Consider the following 17,195-nt stretch of genomic DNA (forward strand, 5'->3'; position numbering starts at 1 on the left):
AATTTGATTGAAGAAGGAGGAGTTTATTTGGTACGATTATTAGAACACGCAAATCGTTATAGTAAAGAAAAGGTTTTTGATTATTATAAAAGAACATGTCAAAACGATTATTGGGACTATGATTCCATGACAAGAAAAGAAATGTTTGAACGTATGATTGAAACCTATACCCCTGAATATTTAGTTTCTATTTGCACAACATGGGAATTAAAGGCATTAAGAAGATTATTACGCAACCAAGACTTAGAAGACGATCGCTATCGCTTTGAAAGACATGCATTAAGCTCTAAGTTTTTATATTTTGATAAAGAATTACCCGAAGAATTCAAAAAGAATGTCAAATTAGCTGTTAAAGATATTGATTTGGATCAAAAGGCAGAAAAAGATGAACCAAGCCTTGTCATTCTTGGAATCATACGAGCATTCGGCATTATTGAACCATCTTTGATTCAAGCTGTATGTATGGCTTGTGCATACGATTATAAAGCCATTATTGAAGGGGAACTCTTCAATTTCTGGGCGTATCTTAAAGAGGATTATCGTTTGATTGATGACAGTTTTGCGAATGAATATGTATACTGGGATTATAATGATCTTTTGTATGATATTCGCAATTGTCGTATTCAACGCGAAAGATTCGAACCGAAATTCTTGGATCGAGATAGCTACATTTCTATTTTCTATCATGGTTTTGATGCGACAAATCCAGATATTAAGAAGTTCTTTACAGCCGTTAAAAAAGAAGTGGCGGACATCACAAAATTTAAAGATGACTTATTCAACAATTTACTTCGTGGCACTGTAAATGAAGAAAAGATTGATTTAATTCCATTGTTTAATGGATTCTCCGATTCTTTGACAAAACGTTATCGCAAAGCTGTGGTACAAATTTCATTGCCAAACTATTATGGACTGAGTATGAAAGGCTATAAAGAAGCACATGAACATGTGTCTTTTAATGATAAGCTTCGTGCTTTAAATGAGAAACAAACTTATGCGTATTTAGATCAAAAAGATACTCGGCTATTCTATAAGTTATACTTTAGTGTCTTAGATTATGTGAATCAACAAGAAAACATAATCCCAAATAAGAAAATAGATCCAAATAATTATATTGAACCCGATGAACTAGTGAATGTTATTGAAGTGTTCTGGAAGGGAAAAGATCGTTTTATTGATGATTATGTTCAAAAGAATCCTTTGAATCTAACATATCGTAATTTGAATATTATAAAAGATTTTAAATATGGCATGCGCAAAAACTTCTTATTGGCCGTTTATGAAAAGAACTATACAGTCTTAAATGATGAAGGCATCAACTATATGGTTAAAGGTTTAAATGAAAATTTAGATCAGTTTATTCCAGCTGAAAAAACACCAATGTTGATACAAACAGCCATTATGCCATTTAATTCAATGATCATTTATGATGGCTTTATTTCAACGGCAGATATGCAGCTTAGCCAAGAACTGGTTTCAAAGGCATTTGAAGATTATAGTTATGGACAAAAGATTTATTCGTTGTTGCCAAAAAAGATGAATTAGAAGAGGGAGTATGAGCTCATTATTACAAGAAATCAATCATTATCCAAAAGAATCTGTATACAATCATTTTTTTCGGATTTGTTTTCCGGATGATGTGTTTTATGACAAAATTACTCGTAAACAAATGGTTGAGCTAATCATTCAACAATATACACCAGAAAATATTGTCGATGTTTGTACAGTAAAAGAACTAAAACTTTTAAAGCGAATTGTTGAAAACAATTTTAAAGAAGTGGATGTTCATAGTATGCCATTCGAAAAGGTGGCGCTTTATCGAAAATATTTGTTGTTTGAGGATGAAATTCCAGATGAGCTGAAGAAAAATGTTGTGGAAGCTTTAAAACTCGTGGATTTTGATCAAAAAGAAAAACAAGAGAAACCAATTCTTTGTCTAATTGGATTTATACGGAGTTGTGGTGCCATTGATCCAATGGTTGTTCAAATGCGAGCCCAAAAGTATGGCTTGGATCTTAGAAGTTTAGAAACAAATCCATTATTTAACTTCTGGACATACTATACATTTGATTATTTAATGCCAGACGATACTGATGGAGAAGCTATTGTATATTATGATTCAATTCCATATATGGATGCGATTGCGAACACACGTTTAGATTATGAATTAATTGCACCCGAGTTCTTGAAACCAGAAAGTTATTTATCTATTTTTTACAACGGATATGATGATACAGATCCAGATGTTCATGCGTTATTTGATCATTTTAAAAAGAGTGAAGATGTGTTTGATTCATTTAAAATGGAACGCATTCTTGAATGTATTGAAACATGTCGTATGACTGAGCATTTGATTGCATTTTTTCCAAAGTTAGAAGAATTCGATCCAAGGACGACGGAATTATTTAAAAAAGCTATATATAAAATGCCAATGCCATATTTAACAGGTATGACATTGCAATATTATCAGTCAAAAATGAAAAGGTAGAAATCGAAAATTAGATTTCTACCTTTTCATGTGGTTTTAAATGGATAGGAAAGTTCTTATCTTGTATTTTGTACTACAATTCTTCCAGATTGAATGACTCGATTGATCTTTCTAACATTTGAAATGTTCTCTAAAGGATTCTCGTTTAAACAAACGAAATCCGCTTTTTTACCCACTTCAATCGAACCATAGTCTTTTTCAACGCCAACACATCTTGCGGAATTGATCGTTGCCATCTTTAGGATATCCATATTTGAAATGTTGAGTTTAGATAAAAGCTCCATTTCATAAGCTGTATTTGAATGATAATTAAATGGCGTACCTGCATCGGTACCTAAGGCAATCTGAATACCTTTTTCGTATGCCTTTTTTACACTTTCAACATGCGCATCTTTGACTTTTAATGTCTTATCCACCATATATTGGGCTACACCATTTTCTACACCCTTATCGATAATGCATTGAGGAGCACAAAGGGTAGGAACTAAGAATGTGTTTTGTTCTTTCATAAGTTCAAGACATTCATCATCTAAAAAACAACCATGTTCAATGGAATCAATACCTGCATATAAAGCGTTTTTAATACCTTGTAAACCTTGCGCATGCGTAGCCGTTTTTCTTCCTGCCTTATGAGCCTCTTCAATCATGACCTTCATTTCATCGACAGTAAACTGGGCATTACCAGGCTCAACGCCCTTGGTCATAACGCCTCCTGTAGCCATCATTTTAATAAGATCCACACCACTTCTAAGCTGAGTACGAACGGCTTTTAAACATGCATCTTTACCATCAGCTTCAATACCTTCTTGCCATCCATGACCGCCTGTCATACAAATGACTTTACCTGCACAATACATGTGGGGTCCTTCAATCACATGATTTTCAATGGCCTCTTTAACTTGTAGGTCATAGTTTTCTTCTGTTCCAACAACACGAATAAAGGTAACACCCGATTCTAGATATTCTTTACAGTGTTTTTGGGCATAGAAAGCTTTTTCCATTAAGGTGAATTCTTTATTTTCGCCAAATCCAACCGGATACAAAATGTGTACGTGACAATTGAAGAAACCAGGTGTCACAACATTTTCATGAATGACATCTTCATTGATTTCATAATAATCTTCAATTTGAATGATTTTATCATCTTCAACTGTAATTAATTGATCATACTTAGGTGTATCACTAATACCATCGATTAAAGTTTGGGCATGAATATATAGCTTTGTCACTTTACAATCACTCCATCTTTAATGACTTTATCAATCTTACGAACGTTTGAAATATCATCCAATGGATTTTCTTCTAGACAAACTAGATCGGCATGTTTACCCACTTCTAAAGTTCCATACTCATCTAAGACACCTAGACAATCAGCTGAATTGTGTGTCGCAATCTTTAAAATATCCATACGATCTACACCGTATTTTTCCATTAATTCCATTTCATAAGCGGTGTTGTTGTGGTAATTGAATGGGGTACCACCATCTGTACCTAGGGCAATCTTTAATCCTTGGGCATAAGCCTTTTTAAAACTTTCTACGTGCGCATCCTTTACATAGATTGCCTTTTTAACCATGTAGTCAGCAATACCGGCTTCAATACCATTTTCAACAATACATTGAGGAGCAACTAAAGTAGGTACTAAATATGTGCCGTGTTCTTTCATAAAATCCAAACATTCTTGATCTAAGAAGATTCCGTGTTCAATCGAATCAATACCGGCATATAGCGCATTTTTAATACCTTGTGTTCCTTGGGCATGGGTCGCTGTTTTTCTTCCGGCTTTATGGGCTTCTTCAATAATGACAGCCATTTCTTCTTGTGTTAATTGAGCACTTCCTGGTTCAACACCTTTGGTCATAACACCACCCGTTGCCATGATCTTAATTAAATCTACACCTTCTTTTAAAAGCGTACGAGCTGCTTTTCGACATTCATCGACTCCATCGGCTTCAATTCCATCTTGCCAACCATGACCGCCTGTCATACAAATGCATCTTCCAGCACACAACATATGTGGTCCTTGAATCAATCCAGAATCAATACAATCGCGAACCTGCATATCGTAATCGTTGGCAGTACCTAAAACACGAATAAAAGTAACACCCGAGTGAAGATAGTCTTCACAGTGTTTTTGTGTATAGAAAGCTTTTTCCATCAAGCTAAATTTTTTATCGGTTCCAAAACCAACAGGTTCCATGATATGAACGTGGCAGTTAAAGAAGCCAGGTGTAACGACATTGGCATGAATCACATCTTCATTTGTTTCATGATAGTCTTCAATGGAAACGATTTTTCCATCTTCCATTGAAATCAATTGATCCTTTTTTGGTGCATCACTCACACCATCAATCATTGTTTTTGCGTGTACGACTAATTTACTCATAATTAAAACTCCTTTTTAAGTGATTATGAACCTTGAAAGAGAATTATGCAAGTGGTTTCAGAAAATAAATGAAAAAGAAAAAAGGGAATCCTTGGATTCCCTAAAGCATGGATTTAAATAAAATGTCATTATAGTCTGGTAAAGGCCAGTCTTCTTTAGAAACATTGGTTTCAATTACATCTGTCAATTGACGAATCGTTTCCATCAATGGAAGTAATTCATCGGCCGCAAAACGAGCAGCTTGTTTTTCCGTTGTGGTTGCTTTGTTGATTAATGTTTCTAATGTATCTAGATGATTAGATACTAATTCTAAAGGTGTATTGATGTTTTTTAAGATTTTAACTTCTAATGGAGCATCAATACCACTTGATTTCTTTGTTTGAATGATTTGAGCTAGTTTAGCTTCATAACTAAAGATAGCTGGTAAGATTTGTTTTCTTAACATATAAGCCATAGTCTTTGCTTCAATTTGAACGACTTGATAGTAGTTTGTAAGTAGGATACTTTCACGTGCATGCAATTCACTAGCTGAATATACATTGTGTTTTTCAAACAATTGTAGATTTTTAGGATCTGTATAGTGAGGAAGTGCATCCGCCGTTGTCTTAAGTTCTAATAAGCCACGTTTTTGTGCTTCCTTTTTCCATTCATCTGAATATCCATTTCCAGAGAAGATGATACGTTTATGATTTCTTAATGTCTTTTGAATCAACGCAATCAAGGCCTTTGTCATATCTTCTTGTTTTACACATTCCAATTCGTCCGCAAACTGTGTTAATTCTTCAGCAACGATTGTATTTAAAATAGTGTTTGGACAAGAAATGTTTAAGTTGGATCCAAGCATTCTGAATTCGAATTTATTACCTGTAAATGCGAATGGAGAAGTACGGTTACGGTCTGTAGAATCTTTTGCGATTGGAGGAAGGGTAGAAACGCCTAATTCCAATTTACGATCGATTGTATCTACATATTCGTTTCCAGCTTCAATGGCTTCAAGGATAGCTGTTAATTCTTCACCTAAATAGATAGAGATAATAGCTGGTGGAGCTTCATCGGCACCTAAACGGTGGTCATTTCCAGCGCTCGCAACTGAGATTCTTAATAAATCCTGGTATTCATCTACACCTTTGATGATGGCAGCTAGAACAGTTAAGAAACGAATATTGTCTTTTGGAGAATCACCAGGTTCTAGAATATTTTCGCCCTCTTCTGTACAGAAAGACCAGTTGTTGTGTTTACCACTACCATTGACACCATCAAATGGCTTTTCATGTAGTAAACATACCAATCCATGATGAGAAGCAACTTTTTGTAGAACTTCCATAGTCAATTGGTTTTGGTCATTCGCAATATTTGTTGATGTAAATACGGGCGCTAATTCAAACTGGCATGGAGCTACCTCTTTGTGTTCTGTCTTGGCATACACACCTAATTTCCAAAGTTCTTCATCCACTTCTTCCATATAGGCTTTTACACGTTCAGACAAACTACCAAAATAGTGATCATCTAATTCTTGCCCTTTTACAGGTGCTGCACCAAATAATGTTCTTCCTGTAACCAATAGGTCTAGACGATTTTTAAACATCTCTTCATCAATCAAAAAATATTCTTGTTCGGGTCCTACAGTTGTTTTAATTTTATGAATGTTATAACCCATAATATTCAATAAACGAACGGCTGCTTTATTTAAGGCATCATTACTTCTTAATAATGGTGTTTTCTTATCTAAAGCACTACCATCGTAAGAACAGAATAAAGTTGGAATATATAAAGTCTTTTCTTTGACAAAAGCTAGAGAAGTTGGATCCCATGCGGTATATCCTCTGGCTTCGAATGTGGCACGCAATCCTCCACTTGGAAAACTTGAGGCATCGGGTTCACCTTTAATTAATTCTTTTCCTCTAAAATCTGAAATAACAGATGTTGGCCCTGTTGGATTGATAAACGCATCATGCTTTTCGGCAGTAATTCCTGTCATTGGCTGGAACCAGTGCGTATAGTGAGTTGCACCCTTATCCATAGCCCAGTCTTTCATGGCATTTGCGACTACATCTGCGATTTCTTTAGGAAGTTCCTTTCCTTTTTCCATCACATCCATCATTTGTTTGTAGACGGCATGAGGCAAATATCTTTGCATAGCAGATGTACTGAATACGTCACATCCAAAATATTCATCGACAATTTTCATTTTTCTAGTATCCTCCTGTCGCGTATATAATATCATTATTTTCACAAATGTTTTGAAGAAATTTTCTTTTTTTCAAAAAAACTCCATTTTTTTACGTATATGAGTATGTAGGAAATGCCTACTAGAAAAGAGGTGCTCATGCGTAGCGCAAATTTATTAAATGATTTCGCCTTTAAGTATGTCTTTGGCGAAGATTGTAAGGAGGCCAATGATGCCTTAAAATCATTACTCACGGTATTTTTAGAAAGGAAGGTGAATAGTGTTGTTGTAAAGAATTCAGAAATGGTAAAAGACTATACTAAAATGAAAAGTCCTCGTTTGGATCTATTGGTCGAATTTGATGATCGAACAACAGTAGATTTAGAAATGCAGTTAAGACAAACCAAAGATAATTTAATGAATCGATTTACTTATTATTTGGCTAGGCTTCATGGTTCACAAGACATGGAAGGAAAGAGCTACGGTCGATTAAAGGAAACTATTGTAATGATTTTCTTTAATGTGAATATTGTTGAAAATGACAATATATGTAATACATTCAGATTGAAATGTGATGGTGATTTACCTCTAGTAAAAGAAAAAAAAGAAGATCGTATGAAGTTAATGACAATAGAAATGCCAAAAATGGATTTAAATAAACCACTTGAAGACATGAATGAACAGGAGAAAATGATTTATTACTTTTTGAATTGCCATAAAGGATTGGATGATAGTAAAATTAAGGTGATGATAGAGAAGGATGGGGTGATTCAAATGTTAGAGAAGCGTGTAGAAACGATATCGGATGATTGTGGAAGAAAATAATAGAAGATTTTCAAAAACTACATGAAAATGAAGAACGAATTGAACTACAGCTTGAACTTGAAGAAGCTCAAAAAGCAAAAGAAGAAGTTGAAAAGAAATTTGAAGAAGCAAATAAACAAACTGAACTTGAAACGAAAAGAGCGGATGCAGCAGAGAAACAGATTCAAGACATGATCCTTCGTCTTTCTAGTACAATGGATGTAAAAGCAATGGCTACACTATTGAATATGTCTGTGGATGTAATTAAAAAGTATCTATAAAAAAGAAAAGTCACTATTTGTGACTTTCTTTGTTTTCTAGACTTGCCTTAATTAAACCAACAAACAATGGGTGTGGACGGTTTGGTCTAGATTTAAATTCAGGATGATATTGTACACCAATATAGAATGGGTGATTTTTATATTCAATTGCTTCCACTAATTGTTTATCTGGACTTGTACCTACAATCATCATATCGTTACGTTCAAATTCAGAGCGATAGTCATTGTTGAATTCATAACGATGACGATGTCTTTCATCAATCATATCTTTTTTGTAGCAAGCCCAAATATTTGTATCTGCCCTTAATGAACATGGATAAGATCCTAAACGCATCGTTCCACCTTTACGAATATCATTACTTTGATCTTCCATGAAATCAATGATGGTATGTTTACTTTGTGGATCAAACTCATAAGAGTTGGCATCTTCAAAACCTAAAGCACTACGCGCAAAGGCAATGGCCGCAATCTGCATACCTAAACAGATGCCTAAATAAGGAATTTGTTTTTGTCTTGCATAAGTAGCCACACTGATCATACCTTCAATACCACGATCGCCAAAACCACCTGGTAAGATGATTCCATCAGTATCTTTAAAGACTTCATCTAAGTTGGCATTTTCTAAGCCTTCTGAATCAATCCACTGAATGTTGACTTTGGCATGATTTTCAAAACCACCATGATACAAGGCTTCACTGACAGATAAATACGCATCGTGTAAAGCTACATATTTACCAACTAAGGCAATATTTACAGGTTTTGTGCTTGCCTTAATGTTATCGACAACTTGTTGCCACTCACTTAAATCTGGCTTACGAATTTCAAGACCCGTCTTTTCACAGACGATATCTGCAAGATTTTGTTCTTCTAACATAAATGGTACTTCATATAGAGAAGGAAGTGTCTTATTTTGGATAACACAACGTTTTTCAACATTACAGAACAATGAAATTTTGTCTAATACAGACTGCGGAATGGTTTCATCACAACGTGCCACAATGATATCTGGGTTGATACCATAAGATTGTAATTCTTTTACAGAATGTTGCGTTGGTTTTGATTTATATTCCTGTGAACCTGAAATATAAGGAATGTAAGTGACATGGATAAATAAACAGTTTTTACGGCCAACCTCTAAGGCAACCTGACGAATAGATTCTAGAAATGGTAAGCTTTCAATATCGCCAGTCGTACCACCAATTTCGGTAATTACGACATCGGCAGCTGCATGTTCTCCAGCACGAATTACGAAACTCTTGATTTCATTGGTAATATGAGGGATAACCTGAACGGTTTCACCAAGATATTTTCCATCACGCTCTTTATTAATGACATTCCAATAGACACGTCCAGTGGTAAGGTTAGAATATGTGTGTAGGTTTTCATCAATAAAACGCTCATAATGACCTAGATCCAGGTCGGCTTCTAATCCATCATCTGTGACATATACTTCACCATGTTGAAAAGGGGACATGGTTCCTGGATCCACATTGATATAGGGATCGAGCTTTTGACTTGTTACTTTGTAGCCGCGGGACTTTAAAAGACGGCCAAGACTAGCTGCACTGATACCTTTACCTAGACCAGAAACAACACCTCCTGTTACGAAAATGTACTTTGTACTCATTTGTTTCACCTCTACTTTTTTCTTTTAACTCGGCAATTTTACACCTATGAAAAAAAGATGTAAATAAAAAATTTAAAAAAATGATTTTCAATATAAAAGATAGTATAATAAATTCGATTTGAGGTGGTTTTGATGGACCTACATGAAAAAGAAAAAATGTACCAAAGACTCATTATTTTTACTTTATTGATTGGCATGGTCATCTATTATTTTGAAAAAATCGTTGATTTTATGGCATGGATTGGAACAATGTGTCTGCCATTTTTATTTGGCGCTGGACTTGCCTTTGTGTTTAATATCATATCGAATAATCTCATGCGCTATTTGATCAAATGGTTTGATATTAAAGATACAAAAATCAAAAGAGTCCTATCCAATATTTTAGCCATCCTCATTGTGTTTGCCGTATTTGCCGCCTTTGTCGGTATAGTCATACCTAAGATTTTATTCTCCATTCAATTGTTGGTGTCAAACTTTCCACAAATGATCTATGAATTCTATATCTGGCTTTTAGACATCACAAAACACGTAGATGTTGTTCATGACTTTTTACAACACTTAGATATCAATGCCTTTAGTACATTTGCGATTGATAATGTTAGTAAAAAAATCAGTTCCTGGTTAGTATCCGGAGGAGCCAACGACATATTTGGATCCATCTTTACGATTTTATCCACTACATTTTCTTGGTTTGCGCAAGCATTCATCGCCATTGTATTCTCGTTTCTATTGTTGTTTAATAAAAAACAAGTGGTTCGTGAAACAAAATCTTTATTAAAGGCCTATCTTCCAGAAAAGGACTATGAAAAAATACGCCACGTATTAAAACTGATTATTCGTATTTTCACGAGCTATGTAGGCGGAACTTGTTTGGAATGCTTGATTTTAGCTAGTTTAGTTACTGCAGGATCTTTGATCATGAAGATTCCTTATGCGTTTTTAATAGGCTTGGTTGTAGGCATTGGAGCCCTTGTGCCTATGTTTGGCGCCTTGGTTGCTGCTTTACTATGTACATTCTTTATTGCGATGACATCCCCAGTACAAGGATTTACCTTTATTGTGATGTTTATCTGCATTCAACAAATCGAAGGAAACTTTATCTATCCGCACGTTGTAGGTAAGTCGGTAGGCTTTCCACCTATGTATATCATTGTAGCTATTACCATTGGAGCAAATGTGGCAGGAATTATTGGAATCATTATTTTTATTCCAATCTGTTCATGCATTTATCAATTAGTAAGTGAAGATGTATTAACCAAACTTCAAAAAGTAAAAGAAGTATCCGATTAATTTGACATAAATAATGTCTATATAAGTTGTATCCTTTGAGTATAGAAAGAAGGGTACAATATGAACGCAGAAAAAAGATTAGCTATGGATTTATTAGATGCTGTATGGAAAGAAGATGTACAAGGAGTTGAAAACTGCCTAGAACTTGGGGCCAGTCCAAGCTGGGTATTTAATGGATATCCTATTTTGATGCATGCTATCAGCATTGGAAATGAAGAAATTGTAAATATTTTAATTGATGCCGGAGCCATTCAAAAACAAGAAGCTTTAGGTTTTGCGCTTGAAAGAGGGATTGGTCAAATGATACGTCCACTTGTATTTCGTGGTATTGTTCCTAAACATTTTGAACCAAAAAAAGGCTTTGGCTACTATCCCCAAAGGTTTTGCAGCACGCACTAAAAGGAGATAAGAGATGAATCGAACAAACTTATGCATTCGCATGTTACAACTATTAAAGGTAAGAGGGAAAATGAACACAACACAGCTTGCCACAGAATTGGAAGTCAATCCACGTAACATTCGTGAATTTAAAAAAGAGCTTGTACTAGCTGGATATAATGTAGAAGAAGTAAAAGGGCGCTATGGAGGATATATCTTAAATGATGAATATGATCTTCCAGTCACTATTTTTAGTGACGAACAAAAGGATGCTTTGGTGCAATCTTATAAGTTTATGCGTACACAAAAAGACTTTAAGCCCCTTCCATTATACTGTGATGCGATGGATAAGATTATTTCGACAAGTAAGATTTCATCCAACGATTCCTTACACTATATGTCCAATTCTATGGAAATCGATGAAAAGATCTCAAGTATGATCGATAAGACGCAACAAGCCATGAACCATGGTCTTTGCGTCCTTTTGTCGTACCAGTCTTTACAGGATGAAGCCCCTAAACAATTTGAGGTGGAACCCTATGAAATCATCCACTACCATAAGTCTTATTATTTAATCGGTTTTTCTTTGTTGAGAAAAGACTATCGTATGTACCGCTTTAGTTCACAACGTATGTTTTCATGTGAAATTTCATCGAGACACTTCATTCGTGACAATCACTTCCATTTAAGCAACTACATTGGAGAACATTCTTTGATTCCTTTGGATTTAAAACAAGTGCAAGTACGTGTCTATCATACAGAAAATGGACTTCGTTTATTTAAAGAAAAATATTGGGGCAATAAACTACAAGCCATCCATAAACAAGAAACATATACAGATTTTGAATTCTATACAGACGACATGTCAAACTTGTATCAATCTTTGTTTTCTATGAGTGATCAAATGAAAATTTTAGGGCCTGAAGATGTAAAATCTGCCTATTTGACTCGTGTTCAAAAAATATTAAATGCGTATAGGGATGAAAAGAATTAAAAATTGAAGTACAATAGATATGGTGAAATTTTTATGTTACATGTATCAGATTTAATGCGTGAAATGAAATGTGACTGTTTTTGTTGGAACAGTGCCCACAATTCACTTCACCAGGAAAGTTTTTATAAAATGGATTGTCCGTTTTCCGATCTATGGAGAAATTATTTAAATGCGAATGAATGCGGCTTAGGCCACTCTATGGATTCAAATGAACAATCTTTACAATTATTAGAAGAAAATGAAGTCGTATGTTTTGCACGCTTTGAATATAAGGAGTGTCGTACAAAGATTCCATATCTAAAAAAATTAGAGAATGGATATATGGCTGTATACCCACATTTAAGTGCCTATCCAAAAGAGAATGAAGCATTGATCATGAAGGTCAATCAAATCATTTTGGCACATTGTGGGGTTCGTGTGGTTGAAAATCGCATTGTTTATTTAAATAAAGAATATGTTCGCCAGGATGAATTGGATTTAAATGAACTCTTATGTATGAGTGACAAGCTATTCAATAAGCGTAATCACTTATCAAAAACAATTGATGAATGCATGGATGAAGTGGATATTGATTTGGATAGTTGGATTGAAAGAACAAAAGAAATTCTAAGTCGACCAAGTGTTACGCCAGTTCGTACAAAACAATGTACAGCATTAAGAAGATGCAACTACTATTCTGTATGTTTTGATGAATCCAATGAACCGGACGATTCGATTTTATTCTTTACAACCAATCAACATAAGTTAGATGCATATGATCGTGGTATTCGTCATATTCATGAGTTGCCATTGAACCAAATCGAAGGATTCCGGCTTCAATATGCGCAATATATGGCGAGTAAAACGCAAAAACCATTTATGGATCGTGCAGCCTTACAAGTATGGATGAAACAAATCAAATATCCAATTTCGTATTTAGATTTTGAATGGGATACTTTTGCGGTACCACCCTATAAGAATATGAAACCTTTTGATGTATTGTGTTTTCAGTACAGTCTTCATGTTGAAACTTCGGATGGCAATTTAACGCATTATAACTTCTTTGAATCTAAAGATTGTCGCCGCCATTTTGTCGAACAATTGATCAAAGACCTTCCTAAAACGGGAACGATTCTTGTTTATAATATGGAGGGGGCTGAAAAGCTAAGATTGAAACAATTGGCGAGTCAATTTGAGGAATATAGAGAAGACTTAGAGTCGATTTGTGCAAGAATGGTGGATTTATCAAAACCATTTGAGGCAGGACTCTACTACAATTCAAAAATGCGCGGGCATTATTCATTGAAGAGTATATTGCCTGTATTCTCAAAAGATGTTTCTTATCATGATTTGGATATTCAAAATGGTTTAAATGCCGTATTTGCGTATCGTACATATGATGAGAAGAATGAAGAAGAGAAAAAAGAAGTAAAAGAAGCCATTTCAACATATTGTCAGATGGATACATATGCAGAATATGTTGTATTTCATGGCTTGATCAAGGAGGTCGAAAAAGATGCCTAATATTATTACTCATACTTTATTTGCACAGGAAATTTTTGATAAGGTGGATGAAAATACGCATGATTTATTTGAACCTAGACTTCACTTATTGGAAATTGGTTCAAATGGACCTGACTTTTTGTTCTTTCATGGTATGAATCCAAAGGATTTCTTTAAAAAGAGTGATTTACGTGTTTCTGGTTCTATGTTTCATGCAGGTCATGTGAATGAATTTTATCAAAAAGCCTTGATTTCCGTTCGTAATGAAGCCAATGAAGACATTAAAAAAGATATGATGACCTATGTTTGTGGACATTTATGTCACTGGGCATTGGATGCGACAAGCCATCCATATGTGTTCTATCGTACAGGAACTTGTAAAGGCAAGAGTGCATGGTATCATCATCGTTTTGAATCGTTGATTGATGCGATCATGTTGAAGGTGAAAAAAGAATGTACGATTGAAGATTTTAAATTCTATGAAATTAGTGATGCATCGAAAGAAGAGGCGCGTGCTATTGCACGTATTTATGTGCCAGCAATCCGTCAAATTCTAGGCTTTCAAATCAAACCACACCAGATCATGGAAAGCTTAAAGGATTGGCATTTTATAGAATCCTTATTCTATGATGCTTCTGGAGATAAGTTAAAGGCACTTCAAACATTAGAGACTTTCACAAAAGCCTACAATTCATTGTCTGGATATATCGTACCAAATGAGCCGGATGATCCATATGATGTGATGAATTTATTACATACTCGTTGGGTGCATCCAAGTGATGATACGTTTGTTTCAACAGAGAGTTTCTTTGACTTATACGATAAAGCACAGCTTCTTGCGATGGAGGCCATTCGCTTATTCTTAGCGGCGTGTGAAAATCCAGATTTAGATGGCGACTTATTAAATTTGATTAAAGATCGAAACTATAATTTGGGTACAAATGATCACAAGGAAATGACAAATTTTGATTTAATTTGGGAAAAATAGGTGGAAGGGTTTACAAGTTTACAAATTAGGCGTATTATAAAGACGGTAAGAGAGAGAAAGTATGGCTCACCTTTCGACTCAATATCCATCTTGTGTGTATATATCCTTCCTTAAAACACATAAGAAATTACTTTATCGATCCTTTCGATGAGAGAAAGCACTTCGGTGCTTTTTTTCTTTTTCTTGACAATTTTTTTGCGTGATATAAAATAATTTAGGTTATACATACAATTTAAAAGGAGTTAATAAACATGATTAGTTCAAATGATTTAAAACCAGGTCTTACAATTTTAGTCGATGGCGAAATCTATACAGTTTTAGAAGCATCCCAAAATAAAACAGCTCGTAGTGCCATGGTTGTTAAGGCAAAAGTTCGTAATATTCGTACTGGAAGTAATGTTGAATTGTCTTGGGGTGGTGGCGAAAAGGTTGAACCAGCTCAGATTGAAAAAAGAGAAATGCAGTACTTATATGATACAGATGATGCTATGGTATTTATGGACAATGAAACATATGACCAGGTTGAAATTCCTATGGATCGTTTAAAATGGGAAAGAAACTTTATTGTTCCAAATTCAAACGTAAACATTTCTAGCTATGAAGGTGAAATCTTAGGTGTTATTTTACCGGATAAGGCAACATTAAAAATCGTTGAATGCGAACAGGCCGTAAAGGGTGATACAGCTACTAGTGCAAGTAAAAATGCGGTATTAGAAACTGGATTAGAAGTTAAAGTTCCTTTATTCATCAACCAAGATGAAATGATCGTTGTCAACACAAACGACGGAAAATATTCAGGACGTGCAAAATAGGCAATCGCCTATTTTTCTTTTTTTGCGAGATAGTGTATAATAGTAAGGAATGTTTAGGAGGTACTTATGACTCAACTTTCAAGAAAACAAAAGTATCAAGAACTTAGAGATCGTTTAGATGAAGAAACAACGGCTGCTCAAGCGCAGCCAGTGAAACTACAAAGATTATCGCGCGTAGATAGTGGCTCACATGCCAACAAACCATTGTATCCACATGATACAGTGCGTGTTTCGCCTACTGTAAAAGAAATGCCTACATCTCCAGTGATGGAAGATCTACTTGGAGAAGTGAAACAATATAATATTGATAATGGAAACCGTATCACAGATGATACGCAGATCAATATTTTAAAACAGTTAGACACAACAAGCAGTGATACAATGAAGAGAAATCAACATGTGATTCCTATGGATACAGATGATGAAGATCTAGGCTCAACAATGAAGATTTCAAAACCAAGACCGACAATCACTCGTCAAGAGCCTAAGGAAGAAAAAATCGTTCTTACAAGTCAGGATGTAGAGGATGTTAAAAAGCCAGTGGATGATGAATTGGATTTGATGTATCTTTCTCATGATGATTTTGATAAAACGGAAGAACAGCCTAAAAAGGATAAGAAGAAAAAGTCAAAGCGCAAAAAAGAAAAGCGTGATGAACTTGAATCTATGCCTAGCGCAAAAATGCGTATGAAAACTTCGGATTTTGAAAAGGCTAGCAGCCATAAAGAAAAGAAGAGTTCAGAAATCGTATTGAATGTCGTATTAGCTGTATTGATTTTAGCTTTAGTTGCGATCATCGGCTATTTAGTATGGACATTTAAGAATATTTAATGAGGATGGACATGAAAAAAATTAATATTGCGATTGATGGCCCTAGTGGGGTCGGTAAAAGTACGATTGCGGATATTGTTGCAGAAAAGTTGAATATGCGACACTTAGATACGGGTGCTATGTATCGTTGTGTGGCATATAAGACATTAAAAGATGGAGTTAATATTCAAGATGAAAAGGCAATGAGTGATTTAATGGATTCCATTGATATTCATTTTGATGAAGACAACCATGTATATTTAGATGGGGAAGATGTATCTAAAGAAATTCGTATGAACAATGTATCTATGCAGGCAAGTAAAACGAGTCAGCTTGGTATTGTGCGTAAAAAATTAGTGAATCTTCAACAAAAAGTATGTGCCAATAAAGGCTTTATTGTAGATGGTAGAGACATTTGTTCCGTTGTTTTGCCAGATGCAGAAGTAAAGATCTTTATGAGTGCATCGAGTAAGGCTAGAGCCCAAAGAAGATATGATGAATATATTTCAAAGGGAATCGAAGCCGATTATGAAACGATCTATCAGGATATTGTCGCAAGAGACTATCAGGATACGCATCGTGAAATTTCGCCTTTAGTAAAAACAGAGGATGCGATTGAAATTGATACTTCTGATTTAACAATTGATGAAGTCGTTTCAAGAGTATTAGATATAGTTGGATAATGTAG

General features: G+C 34.9%; 16 protein-coding genes. 12 read left to right on the forward strand and 4 right to left on the reverse strand.

Annotated elements, in window-relative coordinates; genetic code table 11:
* The first annotated feature begins 27 nt into the window (after positions 1-27).
* On the forward strand, positions 28-1,545 hold the full coding sequence (locus Q0F04_RS02115) for a hypothetical protein (protein ID WP_295749595.1): 1,518 nt from the start codon (positions 28-30) through the stop codon (positions 1,543-1,545).
* Positions 1,546-1,555: 10 nt separating this feature from the next.
* The gene (locus Q0F04_RS02120; protein ID WP_295749598.1) at positions 1,556-2,488 is read left to right on the forward strand and encodes a hypothetical protein; all 933 of its coding nucleotides are present in this window, start codon (positions 1,556-1,558) and stop codon (positions 2,486-2,488) included.
* Between the two features lie 56 nt (positions 2,489-2,544).
* On the opposite strand, the gene Q0F04_RS02125 is transcribed toward Q0F04_RS02120, so the two are convergent.
* From Q0F04_RS02125 to Q0F04_RS02135, 3 genes are all read right to left on the reverse strand, one after another.
* Positions 2,545-3,717, reverse strand: coding sequence for an amidohydrolase family protein (locus Q0F04_RS02125; protein WP_295749600.1), 1,173 nt, complete (start codon positions 3,715-3,717; stop codon positions 2,545-2,547).
* Positions 3,714-4,874, reverse strand: a complete 1,161-nt coding sequence (locus tag Q0F04_RS02130) for an amidohydrolase family protein (protein WP_295749602.1) — start codon at positions 4,872-4,874, stop codon at positions 3,714-3,716. Before Q0F04_RS02130 ends, Q0F04_RS02125 begins: the two co-directional genes overlap by 4 nt.
* 100 nt (positions 4,875-4,974) lie before the next feature.
* Positions 4,975-7,062 carry a glutamine synthetase III gene (locus Q0F04_RS02135; protein ID WP_117572022.1) on the reverse strand — a complete coding sequence of 696 codons (2,088 nt, stop codon included), beginning with the start codon at positions 7,060-7,062 and terminating at the stop codon, positions 4,975-4,977.
* A 138-nt stretch (positions 7,063-7,200) separates the two neighbouring features.
* On the opposite strand from Q0F04_RS02135, the gene Q0F04_RS02140 reads away from it, so the two are divergent.
* On the forward strand, positions 7,201-7,866 hold the full coding sequence (locus tag Q0F04_RS02140; RefSeq protein WP_295749605.1) for an Rpn family recombination-promoting nuclease/putative transposase: 666 nt from the start codon (positions 7,201-7,203) through the stop codon (positions 7,864-7,866).
* Complete coding sequence (locus Q0F04_RS02145) at positions 7,851-8,126, forward strand: hypothetical protein (protein WP_295749608.1); 276 nt, start codon at positions 7,851-7,853, stop codon at positions 8,124-8,126. Before Q0F04_RS02140 ends, Q0F04_RS02145 begins: the two co-directional genes overlap by 16 nt.
* A gap of 13 nt (positions 8,127-8,139) precedes the next feature.
* Here the strand turns inward: Q0F04_RS02145 and Q0F04_RS02150 are convergent, their stop codons facing one another.
* Positions 8,140-9,753, reverse strand: coding sequence for a CTP synthase (locus Q0F04_RS02150; protein WP_295749611.1), 1,614 nt, complete (start codon positions 9,751-9,753; stop codon positions 8,140-8,142).
* Positions 9,754-9,885: 132 nt separating this feature from the next.
* Between Q0F04_RS02150 and Q0F04_RS02155 the strand changes: the two genes are divergently transcribed.
* The 8 genes from Q0F04_RS02155 (at position 9,886) to cmk (ending at position 17,190) form a co-directional block, all read left to right on the forward strand.
* Positions 9,886-11,043 carry an AI-2E family transporter gene (locus tag Q0F04_RS02155; protein WP_295749614.1) on the forward strand — a complete coding sequence of 386 codons (1,158 nt, stop codon included), beginning with the start codon at positions 9,886-9,888 and terminating at the stop codon, positions 11,041-11,043.
* Positions 11,044-11,103: 60 nt separating this feature from the next.
* The gene (locus tag Q0F04_RS02160) at positions 11,104-11,442 is read left to right on the forward strand and encodes an ankyrin repeat domain-containing protein (protein ID WP_117924810.1); all 339 of its coding nucleotides are present in this window, start codon (positions 11,104-11,106) and stop codon (positions 11,440-11,442) included.
* A 13-nt stretch (positions 11,443-11,455) separates the two neighbouring features.
* Positions 11,456-12,415 carry a WYL domain-containing protein gene (locus Q0F04_RS02165; RefSeq protein WP_295749619.1) on the forward strand — a complete coding sequence of 320 codons (960 nt, stop codon included), beginning with the start codon at positions 11,456-11,458 and terminating at the stop codon, positions 12,413-12,415.
* A 33-nt stretch (positions 12,416-12,448) separates the two neighbouring features.
* Entirely contained in the window at positions 12,449-13,918 is a 1,470-nt protein-coding gene (locus Q0F04_RS02170) for a DUF2779 domain-containing protein (protein ID WP_295749622.1), read from the forward strand.
* Positions 13,911-14,885, forward strand: a complete 975-nt coding sequence (locus Q0F04_RS02175; RefSeq protein ID WP_117572029.1) for a zinc dependent phospholipase C family protein — start codon at positions 13,911-13,913, stop codon at positions 14,883-14,885. The genes Q0F04_RS02170 and Q0F04_RS02175 overlap by 8 nt, the downstream gene beginning before the upstream one ends.
* A gap of 251 nt (positions 14,886-15,136) precedes the next feature.
* Positions 15,137-15,697 carry an elongation factor P gene (efp, locus tag Q0F04_RS02180; RefSeq protein WP_117572030.1) on the forward strand — a complete coding sequence of 187 codons (561 nt, stop codon included), beginning with the start codon at positions 15,137-15,139 and terminating at the stop codon, positions 15,695-15,697.
* A gap of 66 nt (positions 15,698-15,763) precedes the next feature.
* Positions 15,764-16,528 (forward strand): hypothetical protein, encoded by a 765-nt coding sequence (locus Q0F04_RS02185; RefSeq protein WP_117572031.1) that lies wholly within the window; start codon positions 15,764-15,766, stop codon positions 16,526-16,528.
* Between the two features lie 11 nt (positions 16,529-16,539).
* On the forward strand, positions 16,540-17,190 hold the full coding sequence (gene cmk / locus Q0F04_RS02190) for a (d)CMP kinase (protein ID WP_117572032.1): 651 nt from the start codon (positions 16,540-16,542) through the stop codon (positions 17,188-17,190).
* The last annotated feature ends 5 nt before the right edge of the window (positions 17,191-17,195 follow it).

The organism is uncultured Holdemanella sp. (genome assembly GCF_934772795.1).
Taxonomy (GTDB): Bacteria; Bacillota_I; Bacilli_A; order Erysipelotrichales; family Erysipelotrichaceae; genus Holdemanella.

Excerpts from the sequence above, each read along its gene's own strand:
- cmk (WP_117572032.1), top strand. The coding sequence starts at position 16,540 with ATGAAAAAAATTAATATTGCGATTGATGGCCCTAGTGGGGTCGGTAAA.
- Q0F04_RS02165 (WP_295749619.1), top strand. The coding sequence starts at position 11,456 with ATGAATCGAACAAACTTATGCATTCGCATGTTACAACTATTAAAGGTA.
- Q0F04_RS02140 (WP_295749605.1), top strand. The coding sequence starts at position 7,201 with ATGCGTAGCGCAAATTTATTAAATGATTTCGCCTTTAAGTATGTCTTT.
- Q0F04_RS02185 (WP_117572031.1), top strand. The coding sequence starts at position 15,764 with ATGACTCAACTTTCAAGAAAACAAAAGTATCAAGAACTTAGAGATCGT.
- Q0F04_RS02130 (WP_295749602.1), bottom strand. The coding sequence starts at position 4,874 with ATGAGTAAATTAGTCGTACACGCAAAAACAATGATTGATGGTGTGAGT.
- Q0F04_RS02155 (WP_295749614.1), top strand. The coding sequence starts at position 9,886 with ATGGACCTACATGAAAAAGAAAAAATGTACCAAAGACTCATTATTTTT.
- Q0F04_RS02150 (WP_295749611.1), bottom strand. The coding sequence starts at position 9,753 with ATGAGTACAAAGTACATTTTCGTAACAGGAGGTGTTGTTTCTGGTCTA.
- Q0F04_RS02120 (WP_295749598.1), top strand. The coding sequence starts at position 1,556 with ATGAGCTCATTATTACAAGAAATCAATCATTATCCAAAAGAATCTGTA.
- Q0F04_RS02170 (WP_295749622.1), top strand. The coding sequence starts at position 12,449 with ATGTTACATGTATCAGATTTAATGCGTGAAATGAAATGTGACTGTTTT.
- efp (WP_117572030.1), top strand. The coding sequence starts at position 15,137 with ATGATTAGTTCAAATGATTTAAAACCAGGTCTTACAATTTTAGTCGAT.
- Q0F04_RS02160 (WP_117924810.1), top strand. The coding sequence starts at position 11,104 with ATGAACGCAGAAAAAAGATTAGCTATGGATTTATTAGATGCTGTATGG.
- Q0F04_RS02175 (WP_117572029.1), top strand. The coding sequence starts at position 13,911 with ATGCCTAATATTATTACTCATACTTTATTTGCACAGGAAATTTTTGAT.
- Q0F04_RS02135 (WP_117572022.1), bottom strand. The coding sequence starts at position 7,062 with ATGAAAATTGTCGATGAATATTTTGGATGTGACGTATTCAGTACATCT.